Raw genomic sequence first — 14,335 nt, 5'->3', positions numbered from 1 at the left:
GAACGACGGCTATTGGCTCTGCACCGCCTTGGGCGGACGCGGCGCGGATTTGGCCGGCTTTGCACCGGACTTGGCCGCCGCGCGCGGCGGCGGTTCGTCGACGGACACCAGATAGGCGGCGAGCGCCTTGGCGGAGTCGGAGCTGGTTACGTAATGGTCCTTCAGGAACCAGGCGAGCGTCAGGCTAAAGCGCCCTTTCGCCAATCCCCGCGGGCTGCGATGGCAGGTCGCGCAGCCGTCCGCGAAGAGCTTTGCGGCCGGCTTGCCGGCATCGAGATTTTGCGCGGACGCGACCGTCACCGTCAGCGCCGCGGCCGCGAGAGTCACCAGGGGCGCGATCACGTCGCGCCCCGGTCGAAACAGCGAAATCAATGTCGCCCCCTAGAGCGTTTTCGAGCGAAGTGGATTCCGGTTCGCGTAAAGAAAACGCGTCAAAAGAAGAATCGGCCCCGTCGCGCGGTCACGCCGCCAACAGCTGATCGAATTCGGGCGGAGTGTAGGCCTTGCCGTCCGGGTCGGTGATGACGACCTTCCATCCCTCGCTCGCCCATACTTTTGCCTTCGCCACGATGAGCAACCGGCTCTCGCGGGCAAAACTGCACTTCTCATTGTCGCGTTCTGCGACCATCTTATAGGCCAATGCGCATCCCCTTGCGTCGTCCTGCACCCGCTCCCTCGTGGCAGCGGGCTTTGGCGGCAATTCGCCGGGAGCGTGGCAATTTGGTGCCATCGACGGCAGCATTGTGCCCTGGTTCCAACTGAGCGACGGAGATTGATCGTGCGCAGCATCAGAAATGCGATTCTGCTTGTCGCGGGCTTGCCTGGCGTGGCGCTGCTTGCCACCGCACCTGCGCGGGCGCAGACCTACGATCCGCGCTATCCCGTCTGCATCGAGATCTACACCATCGACGGCAGCAGCATCGATTGCAGCTTCACGTCGATCACGCAGTGCGCCGCGACTGCTTCCGGGCAGTCCGCCCAGTGCTACGCCAACCCTTATGCCCTGCGGAGCCGGCCACCGGGCCCGGGTCCATCGCCGCCGCGACGGAACCGTTAAGGTATCGCGATCCGCTTAGTGGACGCGAATGATATGGGGACGGCCGAGATCGATCAGCCCCTGCACCGCCGAGAGACGGTCGTCCAGCGCTGCGATGGTCAGCAACAGGTTGTTGCGGCGCTCGTCGAGCATGCCCATCTCGGCACCGGTGAGCTTCGTGCTCGTCCGCTCCTTGTGAATCCCGTCGAGGGATTTGCGCAGCCCGGCGATCAGGCTGGACAGCTGTTTGGCCTCCTTGGTCATCGACCGCTTCGCGACATTTTGGCGGCGCGTCTCCGCCTGGCTCTGTCTCATCGTCATCCTCCCGTTGCCCCGCTGCCCCGAGTGGATGCTTACAGCTTTGAGTACACATATTACGATCGATGAAATCTGCCCGCGAAGAACTTTCTTAAATTGGACAAGCCGGGAACCTGACTCGAACCAAACGGAAAGCCCGGCGCGAGGACCGGGCTTTCGTTGGCAACGCCAGGGCTGTTTGAGCGTCAGCTCGCTTGCAGCATGAACGCGTCGAAGTACGCCGCGAGCGCAGAAAAAGCGTCGATCGGAAGAACCTGCGCGACATATTGGTCGGGGCGCACCACGACGATGCAGCCAGCCCTCCGATCGATACCGCGCATGGTGAAAACGTCCTGGCCGCTCTTGAGGTCCGGACAGAACATCTTCTCGTAGTCGATCAAGCCGTGTCGCCCCTTGCGCGGCAGCAGCAGCGCCGGCATCGCCTCCACGGCGAGCGCGCGATGATCCTGCTGGAAGACGGCACGCAGGTCGATCACGCTATCGATGTCGGCTCTAGCGGGCGTATGGCGACGGACCGGCGATTCACGGGCCTCTGCGAGAAAATCACACAGCGCGCGGATCGCCGATCCCGCGGCGGCGGGATCCTCCGCGGGCGAAAACGCGTAGATGCGGAAGCGGCCATCGGCCTGCGATGCGTGGCCGAGATGGACAGGCTTGGCATCCCCGAGCCGAATGACCGGCGCGGAATGGAAGCGCGTGCCGATGACGAGGCCTTCGGCAAGATGCTGGTGTGATGTCGCGCCCGTGAGAAGCGAAGAGCGGTAATGCGTCGCCGTGCCGGCGGTGTAGCGCCCGTGCCTCACAAAATAATCCTGCGTCTTCGCCGCATCGGCGCCACCGGCCTTGGCCGCGGAGGCGAGAATGCCCGCCCATTCGCGGTCAAAATCGATCAGCTCCTTCGCCACCGCCTGGCGCTCGGCCGAATAGGAATGCAGGAGGCTCGGTGCACACTGCCCCCGGAGGACGGCGGCGAGCTTCCAGCCGAGATTGAAAGCGTCCTGCATCGAGACGTTCATGCCCTGCCCCGCCTTCGGGCTGTGGGTATGGCAGGCATCGCCGGCGATGAAGATGCGCGGGAGGCGCGAGGCGATCTCGGCCTCCGGAACGTCGTCGAACTTGTCGGTCAGGCGCTGGCCGATCTCGTAGACCGACCACCAGGCGATCTCCTTCACATCCAACGTGTGCGGCTTCAGGATCCGCCGCGCTTTCGCGATCACGTCATCGGCGGTGATGTTTCGATTGGCGACGCGCTCGCCGACATCGAGCTTTGCGAGCTCGACATAGAGGCGGACCATGTAGCCGCCTTCGCGCGGAATGATCAGCAGGCTGCCGTCCTTCGCCGACTGGATCAGGGCCTTGAAGCGGATGTCGGGAAAATCGGTCACCGCCAGCACGTCCATCACGCCCCAGGCGTGGTTGGCGGAATCGCCATGCAGCTCGCGGCCGATCGACTTGCGCACCGTGCTGCGCGCGCCGTCGCAGCCGACGACGTAGCGCGCCCTGATCGTCTCCACCTTCCCCTCATTGCCGGCATCGGCACGTTCGAGGCGCACCGTCACGGCATGGTTGGCGGGACCCGCCGCCGGATCAACCACGAGATCGAGCAGGCGGCGGCTGTAATAGGGCTCGAGCTTGGCCGGAGCTTTGCGCATGACATCGAGAAAGCCGTCATGGATGCGCGCCTGGTTGAGGATGACATGCGGGAATTCAGACAGCCCGTCCTCGACATCCTGCACACGCCCGCTGCGGACGATCGTCTCGGGCTTCCGTTCGTCCGGCTTCCAGAACGTGGTCTCGTTAACCCAATAGGCTTCCTTCAGCACGCGCTCGCTAAACCCATAGGCGTGGAACATCTCCATGGTGCGGCAGGCGATGCCGTCGGCCTGCCCGACCAGCAAACGGCCCGGCTTCTGCTCGACGATGCAGGTCTTGATCTCGCCGAATTGCGCAAGCTGGGCCGCGAGCGTCAGGCCCGCAGGGCCGCAGCCGACGATGAGGACATCGACCTCTTCAGGCACGGCCCCGGCTGCGCCCGAAGCCAGAATGCGTTCGGCGGGATCGGCGATTTCAGGATCGCCCGGCTGAAATCCATTGAGATGGAATTGCATGAGCACCTCTCCCGTCAACGTCTTCTTCGATATTGCTCAGTATGCTGACTATCAGTATACTTGTCAACGATCCGCGCCTTCCCTGCCGCAACGGAGAATTCGGTGAAAGACAACAACGACATGCCCGGGCATCTGGCGCGCCGGTTCCAGCAGATCGCGGTGGCGGTGTTTCTGGCCGAGGTCGGCGAAGCCGGCTTCGACCTCACGCCGGTGCAATACGCGGCCCTTGCGACCATCAAGGCCAATCCGGGGCTCGACCAGGTGACGCTGGCAGGATTGATCGCCTACGACCGCACCACCATCACCGGGGTCATCGACCGCCTCGTCCAGAAAGGCCTTGCCGAGCGCCGCGCCTCCAGCCGCGACCGCCGCGCCCGCGAGCTCGAAATCACCGACGAGGGCCGACGCACGCTGCGCAAGATCACTCCGGCGGTGGAGTCGGCCCAGCGCGTCATGCTGCGCGGTCTCAGCGCGAAGGAAGGTGAAGAGCTGATGCGGTTGCTGCGCAAGGCCATTGCCGCCGGCAACGAGCTCAGCCGCGCCCCGCTGCGCGGGGTGGAAGCATGAATCCCGTATTTCTATCCGTAATTGTCGCAGTGCCGCGAAACCAGGAACTAACCTTCGGCTGATACGGTCGGCAGCATTCGGCGTTTAACGCGCGATTAACTTTGCCGCTCGGGAGTTTCGGATGTTCAGGTTCCTCATTGCGGCGACAGCCATCGCGCTCTCGGCCGGTCCCGTGCTTGCCAACGGCCATGGCGGCGGCGACCCTGCACCGCCGAAGCCCGAGGCCACGACCGCACCGGCGAAGGTGGTCCTGACCAAGCAGGGTCCCACGCTCGTCGACCTCAAGGGCATGACGCTCTACACTTACGAGCGCGACACCACCGGCAAGACGTCGAACTGCAACGGCAAGTGCACCGAGAGCTGGGTACCGTTATCCGCTACGGTCGACGCCAAGGCCATCGGCGACTTCACCGTGATCAGTCGCAACGACGGAAGCAAGATGTGGGCGTACCGCTATCGTCCGCTCTACACCTCGCCGGCCGACAAGACGCCAGGCGATGCCAACGGCAATGCCACGACGTTGCAATGGCGCGTCGCCCGGCCTGAGAACTAGGTCTCAACCGGCAACCCTGCCCACGACGAAGGCCTCGTGAGCAGTGGAATGACCGATCGCACCGCGCTTACCCGCGCCAGCTAGACCCCGCGGCGACCCGCGCGTTCTGCCCGGGCGGCAGCACCACCACCGTCGCATTCAGCTTCACCCGGTCGAACAGATCGATCACGTCCTCGTTGCGCATCCGGATACAGCCGGACGAGATCGCCTGCCCGATATATTCCGGTTGGTTGGTGCCGTGGATACGGTAGAGCGTGTCCTTGTTGCCGAGGTAGAGATAGATGCCGCGCGCGCCCAGCGGATTGGCGGGGCCACCGGCGACGCGCGCCGGATAGGGTCCGAGCCGCGCCTGGATCTCCGCTGTCGGAACCCAGTCGGGCCATTCCGCCAGACGGCCGACACGCGCGACGCCGGAGAAGGCCATGGCTTCCTCGCCGACCGCGACGCCGTAGCGGATCGCCTTGCCTTCGGGCAGCACGAAATAGAGGTAGCGCGCATCGGTATCGACCAGGATCGTGCCCGGCTGCTCCTTGCGCGGATAGTCGACGATATGACGGAGATATTGCTCAGGCACGTTCGCCTGCGCGTAGGGCGTGTGCGCAAGCAACTGCCGGTCGCGCGGCGTCATGCTCGCATCCGTCGATGGAGAAAGCGTCGTCTGCATGCAGCCGGCGAGCGGAAGCATGGCCATGACGAACAATACGATTAGAGATTTTGGCACCACCGGCCCCCCGATAGCGGATAGTTGCGCTCCCAGCGACGCCAGATGCTGCCCAAATCGTGCTGAAAACAAGGCAATGCGGAACACGTGCCCGTGTTCGACTGGCTTGGTTCCATCACCACAAACGGCGGAGAAGCGTCGCACAGTCTCCATCCCCTCGCCTTGCTTTGGTCAAACCCGACTGGACTCGTGGGTATCGTGCTGACTCATCGGATTTGGGATGGGTTCACCTCGACAGATCGGCTCGCGCCAATGCGGACGCCCATACTTTAAACACTCGGACTTCAAAGGAGCTGCGATGCTCGCGACGCTGAACTCTAGGCAAATCGTCGATGAGATCGTGAAGGACACGGTCAAGGACAACGATCCGCACGACGCCATTCAGATTTCACCCGATATGGTGCTGGCTTCGCGCCCCATCAGTGGTGCGCCCGCGTTGGCCCCTGAGATCGCAACCCGTCCAGAGCCGAAAATAGATCCGAAGTTCGCGCCGGAGCGCACCATTAATCCGGAGCCGAAATTCAGTCCCGTCTTGGAGCCGCAGACGGCAGCGCCCTCGGTCGACACCGCCGTGCGCGTCGCCGCCAGCGATGGTCGCCGGCAGAAGCGATCCTCCGCCGGCAAATGGCTGCGCGGCGCGTTCGTCATGATCTTGTTTGCGGGCGGAAGCGCGGCCGCCACTGTCGCCTGGGAGAAACATGGCGACACGGCCAGGCAGATGCTCGACGAATGGAAACCAGCATTGACTGCGTTGACCTCGCTGCTGCCTTCGACATCGCGAACGGCGGCACCGGTGACCGCCGCGCCCGTCACCGCCGCGCAGGCCGCGCCGCCCGCGGAGCCAGCCGTAACGGATCAAGCGACCGATCAATCTGCTCAACCTGCGCCGCCGCCTCCGGTTCAGGTTGCAGCAGCAGCACCTGTCGCAACACAGCCCGATCCCGCGCAATCGGTCCAATCGATGACGCGCGATCTCGCAGCGATGGCGCAGCAGATCGAATCGCTCAAGGCCAACATCGCCGAGTTGAAGGCCGGGCAGGAGCAGATCGCGCGCGAGATGGCGAAACCGCCCGCGCCAAAGCCGGTGGCTGAGGCCAAGCCGGTCGATCCGCGCGCGCGTGTGTCCACGCTCCCGCCGCGGTCTCCGGCGGCTCCGGTGCGCAAGCCGAAGCCGGTCGTGTCGCAAACCTACATGCCGGCCTATTCGCCCGCGCCGCCTGCACCTTCGCAGGCTGCCGCGGTCGCGCCGACAGCAGCCCCGGTCGCCACGACGCAAGCCGTTGCCGATGACGACGGACCTGTCGTGCGTCCGCCGATGCCGCTGCGCTAGATCAGGCGCCGACGCAGCGTCGCTGTCGCGACGTCGTCCAAGCTGTCCGAGTCGATGCGACGCGTTGAGTCCGGGCAATTACGGAGACCGATATTTCGATCGTCTTCCGTCAAGAGAAAAGGCCGTCGGGATTTATGCCGCCGGCCTTCTCTTGCAGCTGCCGGTTCCCGGAGCCCGGTTCTGCTGCAATTCTATGCCTTATGATCACGTCGACATGTTTAATAAAATCTTAACGCGCACAAATGCTGCACATGATTTCTGCGCCATAAGCACAGAGATTGCGCGACCTGTTCATTCGAAAATATCGACTCAGTGGTATCATCCGGGACGTGTTGAGACTTCCACTGAAGCTCACGTCGTCACACCGGGGAAATCGAATGCCCTACTATTCCTTCGATCTCGTGGTTGGTGAAGAGTTCAAGAACCAGGGTGGAATCATCCTCGAAGACATCGAGGTCGCTTCCGATCGCGCCGTTCAATTGGCTACCGAGCTGTCGCAGGTGAAGCCGGAGCTGCAACGGAAGGGTTGCGCGGTGCGCGTCACCGATCGCGATCACAACGAGGTCTATCGCACGCCGCTCGATCCCGTGCCGGCCTGGCGACGCTAGGTCACAGCGTTTTCGAGCGATTTGGAAACCGGTTCGCGTAAAGGCGCGTCGATCCGGGAATCAAAAGTACCGTTCCGGGTCATCGGAACGGGACTTTAGTCGTCCAGCACCGGCGGCTCGAACCAGTTCGTCAGCGACAATCCGCCGTCGACGACGAAGGCTGCGCCGGTGACGTAACCCGAGAGCTTGTTCGACAGCACCGCAAGCGCCATCGGCGCGAGGTCCTTGGCCTCGCCGAGACGCCCGAGCGGAATGTGCTTCGCCAGCGAGGCATCGGCAACGAACCCGCCCGCCGCGATCGCGCCGGGCACCAGCGCGTTGACGCGGATGTCGTGACGCCCGAGCGTCTTCGCGAGCTCCTTCACCAGCATCGCCATTCCCGCCTTCGCCGTCGAATAATGCGGCAGGTTGCGCGGCGTGCCCGCGTGCAGCGAGGTGAGAAACAGGAACGAGCCCGGCCGTTTCGCAGCGATCAGCCGTTTTGCCAGCCCGCGCGCCAGATGGAATCCGGCATCGAGATTGACGGCATGCATCTCCTGCCAGGTCTTGCGGTCGACCGCGAGCGCATGATCGGCCTCCCGCCGCGGCGGCGATGCGCTGTGCACGAAATGCGAGACCTCGCCGAGTGCCTCTGCGGCGGCCAGCAGGGCGTCGCAAGCGTCTGACCTGGCGAGATCGCCGACCCACGGTACCGCCAAGTCAGGCCTGCTGCTCGCGCTGATCGCCGCGCTCACCCGTTCCAGGCTCACATCGGCGAACACGGTCCGAACGCCCTCGCCGACCAGCGCCTGCGCGATCGCGCGGCCGATGCCGTTGCCTGCGCCGGTGACGAGCGCAGTGTCGCGTGCGGGGTCGAACGGCGTGCTCAACAGGCTCATGTCGCTCTCCGTGGCCAAGACGGGGTGACGATAGCGCACCGCACCGGGGAGCGACAAATACGTCCCGGCACCATTGCGGAGTGGCTTGCCGGACGCTAGCCTCCCAAAAAACGGAGGAGATACCAAGGATGCGCACCGGTTTCCTGATCGCAGGTCTGTTACTGCTCGCCGCGCCGGCCCAAGCGGCGGACCGTGCACGCTCGACCTATGTGACGATGGTCTTGCAGGCCTTCGCCGCTAAGGTGGAATGTCCAAACACCGATCTCGTCTATCAGGACCTCGTGCAGAAGGCGCAGCAGATGCAGCTGCCTGACGGCACCACCGAGAAGGTGCGCAAGGCGATCGCCTGGATGCACACCGGCGGCAAGATGGGCGAGAAGCAGGACGACGATTTGATGGCCGAGGTCGCGGTCGCGACCCAGGCGACCGACATGGACCAGCGCCGCCTCGGCATGCCCGGCTGGTGCGAGGCCCAGAAGACCAACCTCGCCGGCCTGATCCGCAGCAAGGGCGGCTAGGCGCTCTCGCGGCGTTAAGCACGCCGTGGCGGAACCGTCGCGGCGGCCAACTATCGTCATAATCCTCGACACCATGCGGCCTCTTCGAATTCGAACAGGAGAGCCCACGTGCGGAGTATCCATTTCGTTTTCGCCAGCGCATTTGCGGCCGCCGCTGTGCTGACCGCGCCCGCCCTGGCGAAGAATTCCGATGCCCAGAAAGGCGAGGAAAAATCCACCTCGTCATCCTGCAGTGCTTACCAGCAGGCACCCGACGGCTCGTGGGAACCGCTGCCCTGCAAAGAGACAGGCGAGCGTCCTCAGCCGCAGACACAAAATCGCACTCCGCAGCCGGGCGCCGACCGCGGGGAGCGCTGAGCGCGCTGGCCGCGGATCAGCTCTGGTGCGGGCCGCGGATGATCTTCATGGCGTCCTCGATGTGACGCCACTCCTTGGCCTCATCGGCCTCGCCGCGGCCCTCACAGGCCTGGGCCTGCTCGGCGGCCTTCGCAATCGCAGCGAAACCATGTTTTTCCAGCATCTGGCGCGCGATGGTGTGGACCTGGATCTCGGATATCATGGGCGCTCTCCTGTTCAGGAAACCGCAGCGCCTGGCTTGGCGCTCCGCGGCCTCTGACAACGATTTCGCCGCAGGTCCCGTTCCGCCCACGACCGATCACATCGGCAGGCCTGGAATTTGACGTGACGAGCAAGCAAGACAAAGGCGGTCCGCTATGCCCAGCGGACCGCCTTCTCACCCACCCCAAATTTGCAGTGTACCGGCCGGATCCCCTACCCGACCGCCGCGCGCTTGCGCTCCAAATCGTTCGGCACCTCGATATCGACCTCCAGGGTCGATACCTCGTCGCCGCGCTCGAGCCGGACGATGACCTTGGTCGGGTCCAGCGTGACGTGCCTGGACACGACAGCAAGAATTTCCTCGCGCAGCACGCCGAGCAGATCGGGCTGGCCGCGCAATCCGCGTTCATGGGCAAGCAGGATCTGCAATCGCTCGCGAGCGACCGGGGCAGAGGCCTTCTTGCCGCGGAGAAGCCGAAGCAGACCCATGCTCATGCAGCCCTCCGTCGCAGCAGACGATCCATGAAGCGCCTGCGCTCGGCCGGAACCTGCATCGCCACCGTGTCGCCGCACAGCCGCCGCGCCGCGTCGATATAGGCCCGTGCGGGTGCACCGTCCACGTTCGACAGCGTCACCGGCGTGCCGACATTGGAGGCCTTCAACACGTCCTGGCTCTCGGGGATGATGCCGAGCAAGGGCGTTGCGAGGATTTCGAGGATGTCGTCGATGGTCAGCATCTCGCCGCGCGCGGCGCGCGAGGCATCGTAGCGGGTGATGAGAATGTGCTTCTGGACGTGCTCGCCCTTCTCGGCCCGCACCGTCTTGGAATCGAGCATGCCGATGATGCGGTCGGAATCGCGCACCGAGGAGACTTCCGGATTGGTGACGATCACGGCTTCATCCGCAAAGCGCATCGCCATGGAGGCGCCGCGCTCGATGCCGGCCGGGCTGTCGCAGATCACCCAGTCGAAGCGGTCGCGCAAATCGTCGATGACCTTGCCGACGCCCTCTTCCGTCAACGCGTCCTTGTCGCGGGTTTGCGAGGCCGGCAGCAGCCAGAGATTCTCCAGCCGCTTGTCGCGGATCAGCGCCTGCGGCAGCTTTGCGACGCCCTGCACCACGTTGATGAGATCGAACACGACGCGGCGTTCGGCGCCCATGACGAGGTCGAGGTTGCGCAGGCCGACGTCGAAATCGACGACGACGACCTTGTCGCCGCGCTGCGCCAGCGCAGCCCCCAGTGCGGCGGTCGTCGTGGTCTTGCCGACCCCACCCTTGCCTGATGTCACGACCAGTACCTTACTCATCTGAAATGTCTCCTTTGCTGGTCAGTTCAGTGCTGTAATTCGCATGGTATTCCCCTGCAGCCAGGCCTGCGCCGGCTTGCCGCGCAAAGCGGCGTCGATGTCATCCGCAGTCTGGTAAAATCCATCAATTGCAAGCAGTTCAGCCTCGATCTTCTGACAATAGATGCGGGCGCTCGTGTGCCCATTGACCCCCGCCATGGCACGGCCGCGGAGCGCGCCGTAGATGTGGATGGAACCGCCGGCGACGACTTCGGCGCCGGAGCCGACCGATCCGAGAATGGTGACGTCGCCTTCCGGGAAGATCACGGTCTGGCCCGAGCGCACCGGGCTATCGAGCAGGAGCGAGGTCGGCTTGGTTACGGCCTTCGCCTCGGCCTTCTTCGGCGCGCTCGGCTCGACCACGCAGCTGCGCCCGCCCGAGAGCAGCGGCGGCATCGTCGGCGTCAGCCGGCCCTCCTCCACCCCCTCGATCCCGAGCACCCGGATGTTGCGATCCTGGAGGCTCGTGAGCAGATGGGCGATGCCGGACTGGCTGAGATCGACCGAGGACAGATCGATCACCACGGGCCGGCCGGCGAAGAAACCCGGCGAGCGCGCAATCGTGGCGTCGATCTCCTGCAGCCAGTCCTGGATCGGAACCGTCGGCACGAACACGAAGGCCACGTAGGAGCGCCCGCGCAGGCGAACCATTTGGCGTTGGACTTTTGCTGCAGCCTCCATAGCGGCCGACTCGATCCCTGTTATTGAATGGTTAACGATGCGGCGAATTTGGTTAATGGCTGGTTAATTTATCCTGGGGCACGTGGGGGTGTGGACGGGCTGGGCCTGCGGAAGGGCTTGGGCGAGCGCTTCCGCGCAACACACCGCTGTCATGCCTCGGCTTGACCGGGGCATCCAGTACGCCGCGGCTTATCCGCATCATGGCACGGCCTCTGGAATACTGGATCGCCCGCCTACGCGGGCGATGACACTGAGAATGTCGAGACAGTGGGCCCTCACGCCGTCCATTGTGATCGCAGGCCCGACCATCCGGATTGACATGCTCATGGCATCTGGTTTCGATCCGCCTCCCCCGCAGACGGAGCCGATCATGTCAATTCAGTCTTCCATCAGGCGCAAGACCGCGCCGGACATCCGTGCACGCAAGCGGGGCGAGCCGATCGTGATGCTGACGTCCTATCACGCGCATACGGCCGCACTGGTGGATCGGCATTGCGACGTCATCCTGGTCGGCGATTCCCTTGGCAACGTCATGCATGGCTTCGAGACGACGGTGCCGGTTACGCTCGACATGATGATCCTTCAGGGCGCCGCGGTGATGCGCGGCTCGAAGCAGGCGCTGGTCGTCGTCGACATGCCGTTCGGCTCGTATGAAGCGTCCAGGGAGCAGGCGTTCAACTCCGCAGTGCGGATCATGAAGGAGACGCAATGCGGCGCGGTGAAGCTTGAAGGCGGCGTCCGCATGGCGGAGACGATTGCATTTCTGTCCGGGCGCGGCATCCCGGTAATGGGTCATATTGGCCTCACGCCGCAATCCATCAACACGCTCGGATCGTTTCGTGCCCAGGGGCGCAACGAGGTGGACTGGGGCCCGATCGAGGACGACGCGAAGGCCGTCGCCGATGCCGGTGCATTCTCGGTCGTCGTCGAAGCGGTAGCAGAACCGTTGGCGCGCAGGATTACGGAAACGATTGCGATCCCCACCATAGGCATCGGCGCGAGCGCGGCCTGCGACGGTCAGGTGCTCGTGCTCGAGGACATGCTCGGGCTATCGCCGCGAACGCCGAAATTCGTCCGGCGGTACGGCAATCTTGGTCCGGCCATCGAAGCGGCGATCGAAGGGTATGCCACCGACGTGCGGTCACGCGCCTTTCCCGGGCCCGAACACGTCTACGAGATGAAGAAAAGCTAAGGGTAGCACCGTAGCCCGGATGGAGCGCAGCGAAATCCGGGACAGCGCATCCTCAGCGGCAGGTTTCCCGGATTGCGCTTCGCTCCATCCGGGCTACAAGCGGAAGCGTACGGGTGCCCTACTTCTTCACCTTGCTCGCATCCATCTTGACAGCGGGATCCAGCATCTTCGTCGTGAACGCCGTAGAGACGTCGAACGGCTTCTCCATGCCGAGATAGGTCTGGACCAGCTCATAGTCCTTTTTCATCCGCTCGCCGTCGATCCAGCCGAGACCCTTGGTGGTCGTGAACTCGTCGGTCATCAAATACTTGATGCGCTCCCACTGGCGTTCCTGGTTCTCCTTGTCGAGACCCGAGACCTGGTCGAGCAGCGCCTTCAGGCACGGCGTGACGTCGGCGACGCAGGCCGCAAAGGCCTTCTGCGAGATGCGCACGAATTCCTCAACCAGCTTGGGATTCTTCTGGAGATAGGCGCCGTTGACGATCAGCGAATTGCCGTAGGGGTTGAGCCCGATGTCCTTCCAGTTGACGAAGCCGAGATCGGGCCCGAACTCGATCACCTTGAGATCGTGCTCGTTGTAGAAGTCGCTGATGATGTCGACGGTATGGCTCTTCAGCGCGGCGATCTTCGCGGTCGGCCCGATATTGACGAAGCTGACGGCATCAGGCGCGATGCCTGCGGCCTTGGCAAAGGCCGGCCACATCACGCGCGAGGCGTCGCCGGGCGGGTTGCCGATTTTGTGGCTCGGGAAATCCTTCACCCCGTTCACGCCATAGCTCTTCAGCCAATAAAACGTCTGGCCGGTGTTGGCGTAGATGCTCATCAGCGCGACGTCGTCGGCGCCCTTGCTCTTGGCGACCAGCATGGTGGCGAGATCGGCGATGCCGAACGGCGAGCCGCCGGAGCCGACCTTGGCGGCGGAGACGCCGGAGCCCTTGCCGACCTCGATGGTCAGGTCGATGCCGGCCTTCTCGTACCAGCCCTGCGCCTTGGCGAAATAGAACGGCGAATGGTCGGCCGTCGGTGTCCAGTTCAGGATCAGGTTGACCGCCTCCCCCGCGCTCGCCGGCACCGCCGGCACACCGAGCATCAGGGCCAAAGCCAAAGCCGAGCCCGCAGCCTGCAAACGCTTCATCGCATCCCTCCTCATTGCCGCGACCCGGCTTGTCGCTCTCCCCGTGTGAGGATACCAATGCAACAAGCCGCCCTCGACTTGTCAACTGTCTGGTTGGAAATGCCCGCAAAACGTTCAGGCGACACCGTGCCGCAGCGGCGCGATCCCGTCGCCACCCGCAAGAAGCTGCTCACGGCGGCGCGCCTGGAGTTCGCCCGGCACGGCTTTGCCGGCGCCCGCGTCGACGAGATCGCCGAGCGCGCGGGCGTCAACAAGCAGCTCGTCTACCACTACTTCGGCGACAAGGACGCGCTCTATCTCGCTGTGCTCGAATGGGTCTACGCCGACATCCGCGAGCAGGAGCGTCAGCTCAACCTCGAAGGCCTGCCGCCGGAAAAGGCGATCCGGAAGCTGATCGAGGCCTCGTTCGACTACCTCGCGACAAACCCCGATTTCATCGTGCTTCTGAACGACGAGAACCGCGGCGGCGCCCGCCACGTCCGCGGCTCGACCCGGCTGGAGGCGATGCATTCGCCGCTGGTGAAGAGCGTGTCCCACATCCTCCACGAGGGCGTTCGCACCGGCCTGTTCCGCAAGGGGATCGACCCGATCCAGCTTTATATCTCGATCGCCGGCCTCAGCTATTTCTATCTCTCCAACACGCCGACGCTGTCGGCGATCTTCGGCAAGGACCTGTCGAGCCGGGCGGCAAGGCGCGCCCGCCGCAGGCATGTCGCCGATCTCGTGCTGCATTCGCTCCGGCCCTAATCAACCAACTGGTTGAAACTTTCCGAAAGGCCGGCTAGG

The 14,335-nt window shown here is 64.2% G+C and carries 20 protein-coding genes; 9 read left to right on the top strand and 11 right to left on the bottom strand.

Annotation, left to right across the window (positions count from 1 at the left end):
• Positions 1 to 9 precede the first annotated feature (9 nt).
• A complete protein-coding gene (locus ABIB95_RS05470; protein WP_354113124.1) occupies positions 10 to 372 on the bottom strand; it encodes a hypothetical protein in 363 nt (120 codons plus the stop codon).
• An 88-nt stretch (positions 373 to 460) separates the two neighbouring features.
• On the bottom strand, positions 461 to 667 hold the full coding sequence (locus ABIB95_RS05465) for a hypothetical protein (protein WP_167768232.1): 207 nt from the start codon (positions 665 to 667) through the stop codon (positions 461 to 463).
• Positions 668 to 778: 111 nt separating this feature from the next.
• Between ABIB95_RS05465 and ABIB95_RS05460 the strand changes: the two genes are divergently transcribed.
• Positions 779 to 1,057, top strand: a complete 279-nt coding sequence (locus tag ABIB95_RS05460; RefSeq protein WP_193560920.1) for a DUF3551 domain-containing protein — start codon at positions 779 to 781, stop codon at positions 1,055 to 1,057.
• 15 nt (positions 1,058 to 1,072) lie between these two features.
• On the opposite strand, the gene ABIB95_RS05455 is transcribed toward ABIB95_RS05460, so the two are convergent.
• On the bottom strand, positions 1,073 to 1,300 hold the full coding sequence (locus tag ABIB95_RS05455) for a hypothetical protein (protein WP_224580733.1): 228 nt from the start codon (positions 1,298 to 1,300) through the stop codon (positions 1,073 to 1,075).
• Between the two features lie 239 nt (positions 1,301 to 1,539).
• Positions 1,540 to 3,462 (bottom strand): FAD-binding monooxygenase, encoded by a 1,923-nt coding sequence (locus tag ABIB95_RS05450; RefSeq protein ID WP_354238135.1) that lies wholly within the window; start codon positions 3,460 to 3,462, stop codon positions 1,540 to 1,542.
• A gap of 102 nt (positions 3,463 to 3,564) precedes the next feature.
• On the opposite strand from ABIB95_RS05450, the gene ABIB95_RS05445 reads away from it, so the two are divergent.
• Together ABIB95_RS05445 and ABIB95_RS05440 are read left to right on the top strand one after the other, a co-directional pair.
• Positions 3,565 to 4,029, top strand: coding sequence for a MarR family winged helix-turn-helix transcriptional regulator (locus ABIB95_RS05445; protein ID WP_354238134.1), 465 nt, complete (start codon positions 3,565 to 3,567; stop codon positions 4,027 to 4,029).
• A gap of 121 nt (positions 4,030 to 4,150) precedes the next feature.
• Positions 4,151 to 4,582: a COG4315 family predicted lipoprotein gene (locus tag ABIB95_RS05440; protein WP_354238133.1), complete on the top strand. Its 432-nt coding sequence runs from the start codon at positions 4,151 to 4,153 to the stop codon at positions 4,580 to 4,582.
• Between the two features lie 67 nt (positions 4,583 to 4,649).
• Here ABIB95_RS05440 and ABIB95_RS05435 read toward each other — a convergent pair whose 3' ends face one another.
• Positions 4,650 to 5,267: a L,D-transpeptidase gene (locus ABIB95_RS05435; RefSeq protein ID WP_247311545.1), complete on the bottom strand. Its 618-nt coding sequence runs from the start codon at positions 5,265 to 5,267 to the stop codon at positions 4,650 to 4,652.
• A gap of 334 nt (positions 5,268 to 5,601) precedes the next feature.
• Here ABIB95_RS05435 and ABIB95_RS05430 point away from each other — a divergent pair, with 334 nt between their 5' ends.
• On the top strand, positions 5,602 to 6,633 hold the full coding sequence (locus tag ABIB95_RS05430) for a hypothetical protein (RefSeq protein WP_354238132.1): 1,032 nt from the start codon (positions 5,602 to 5,604) through the stop codon (positions 6,631 to 6,633).
• A 377-nt stretch (positions 6,634 to 7,010) separates the two neighbouring features.
• Positions 7,011 to 7,241: a DUF6894 family protein gene (locus ABIB95_RS05425; RefSeq protein ID WP_027530842.1), complete on the top strand. Its 231-nt coding sequence runs from the start codon at positions 7,011 to 7,013 to the stop codon at positions 7,239 to 7,241.
• Between the two features lie 95 nt (positions 7,242 to 7,336).
• Here ABIB95_RS05425 and ABIB95_RS05420 read toward each other — a convergent pair whose 3' ends face one another.
• Complete coding sequence (locus ABIB95_RS05420; RefSeq protein ID WP_354238131.1) at positions 7,337 to 8,119, bottom strand: SDR family NAD(P)-dependent oxidoreductase; 783 nt, start codon at positions 8,117 to 8,119, stop codon at positions 7,337 to 7,339.
• A gap of 128 nt (positions 8,120 to 8,247) precedes the next feature.
• Between ABIB95_RS05420 and ABIB95_RS05415 the strand changes: the two genes are divergently transcribed.
• Complete coding sequence (locus tag ABIB95_RS05415) at positions 8,248 to 8,637, top strand: hypothetical protein (RefSeq protein ID WP_063983589.1); 390 nt, start codon at positions 8,248 to 8,250, stop codon at positions 8,635 to 8,637.
• A 108-nt stretch (positions 8,638 to 8,745) separates the two neighbouring features.
• Positions 8,746 to 8,994, top strand: coding sequence for a hypothetical protein (locus ABIB95_RS05410; RefSeq protein ID WP_354238130.1), 249 nt, complete (start codon positions 8,746 to 8,748; stop codon positions 8,992 to 8,994).
• Between the two features lie 16 nt (positions 8,995 to 9,010).
• Here ABIB95_RS05410 and ABIB95_RS05405 read toward each other — a convergent pair whose 3' ends face one another.
• The 4 genes from ABIB95_RS05405 to minC form a co-directional block, all read right to left on the bottom strand.
• Positions 9,011 to 9,196, bottom strand: a complete 186-nt coding sequence (locus tag ABIB95_RS05405) for a hypothetical protein (protein WP_028161169.1) — start codon at positions 9,194 to 9,196, stop codon at positions 9,011 to 9,013.
• A 212-nt stretch (positions 9,197 to 9,408) separates the two neighbouring features.
• Entirely contained in the window at positions 9,409 to 9,690 is a 282-nt protein-coding gene (gene minE / locus ABIB95_RS05400; protein ID WP_063983590.1) for a cell division topological specificity factor MinE, read from the bottom strand.
• The gene (gene minD / locus ABIB95_RS05395) at positions 9,687 to 10,502 is read right to left on the bottom strand and encodes a septum site-determining protein MinD (protein ID WP_063983591.1); all 816 of its coding nucleotides are present in this window, start codon (positions 10,500 to 10,502) and stop codon (positions 9,687 to 9,689) included. The genes minE and minD overlap by 4 nt, the downstream gene beginning before the upstream one ends.
• 21 nt (positions 10,503 to 10,523) lie before the next feature.
• On the bottom strand, positions 10,524 to 11,222 hold the full coding sequence (gene minC / locus ABIB95_RS05390) for a septum site-determining protein MinC (RefSeq protein WP_063983592.1): 699 nt from the start codon (positions 11,220 to 11,222) through the stop codon (positions 10,524 to 10,526).
• Positions 11,223 to 11,592: 370 nt separating this feature from the next.
• Between minC and panB the strand changes: the two genes are divergently transcribed.
• A complete protein-coding gene (panB, locus tag ABIB95_RS05385; protein ID WP_028151786.1) occupies positions 11,593 to 12,414 on the top strand; it encodes a 3-methyl-2-oxobutanoate hydroxymethyltransferase in 822 nt (273 codons plus the stop codon).
• A gap of 118 nt (positions 12,415 to 12,532) precedes the next feature.
• On the opposite strand, the gene ABIB95_RS05380 is transcribed toward panB, so the two are convergent.
• Complete coding sequence (locus ABIB95_RS05380; RefSeq protein ID WP_354238129.1) at positions 12,533 to 13,549, bottom strand: ABC transporter substrate-binding protein; 1,017 nt, start codon at positions 13,547 to 13,549, stop codon at positions 12,533 to 12,535.
• Positions 13,550 to 13,648: 99 nt separating this feature from the next.
• Between ABIB95_RS05380 and ABIB95_RS05375 the strand changes: the two genes are divergently transcribed.
• A complete protein-coding gene (locus ABIB95_RS05375; RefSeq protein WP_354238163.1) occupies positions 13,649 to 14,296 on the top strand; it encodes a TetR family transcriptional regulator in 648 nt (215 codons plus the stop codon).
• The last annotated feature ends 39 nt before the right edge of the window (positions 14,297 to 14,335 follow it).

The organism is Bradyrhizobium sp. LA2.1, assembly GCF_040547725.1.
Classification (GTDB): domain Bacteria; phylum Pseudomonadota; class Alphaproteobacteria; order Rhizobiales; family Xanthobacteraceae; genus Bradyrhizobium; species Bradyrhizobium barranii.
The sequence above is the reverse complement of the archived record's forward strand: the minus strand, read 5'-3'. Positions and strand labels throughout refer to the sequence as shown.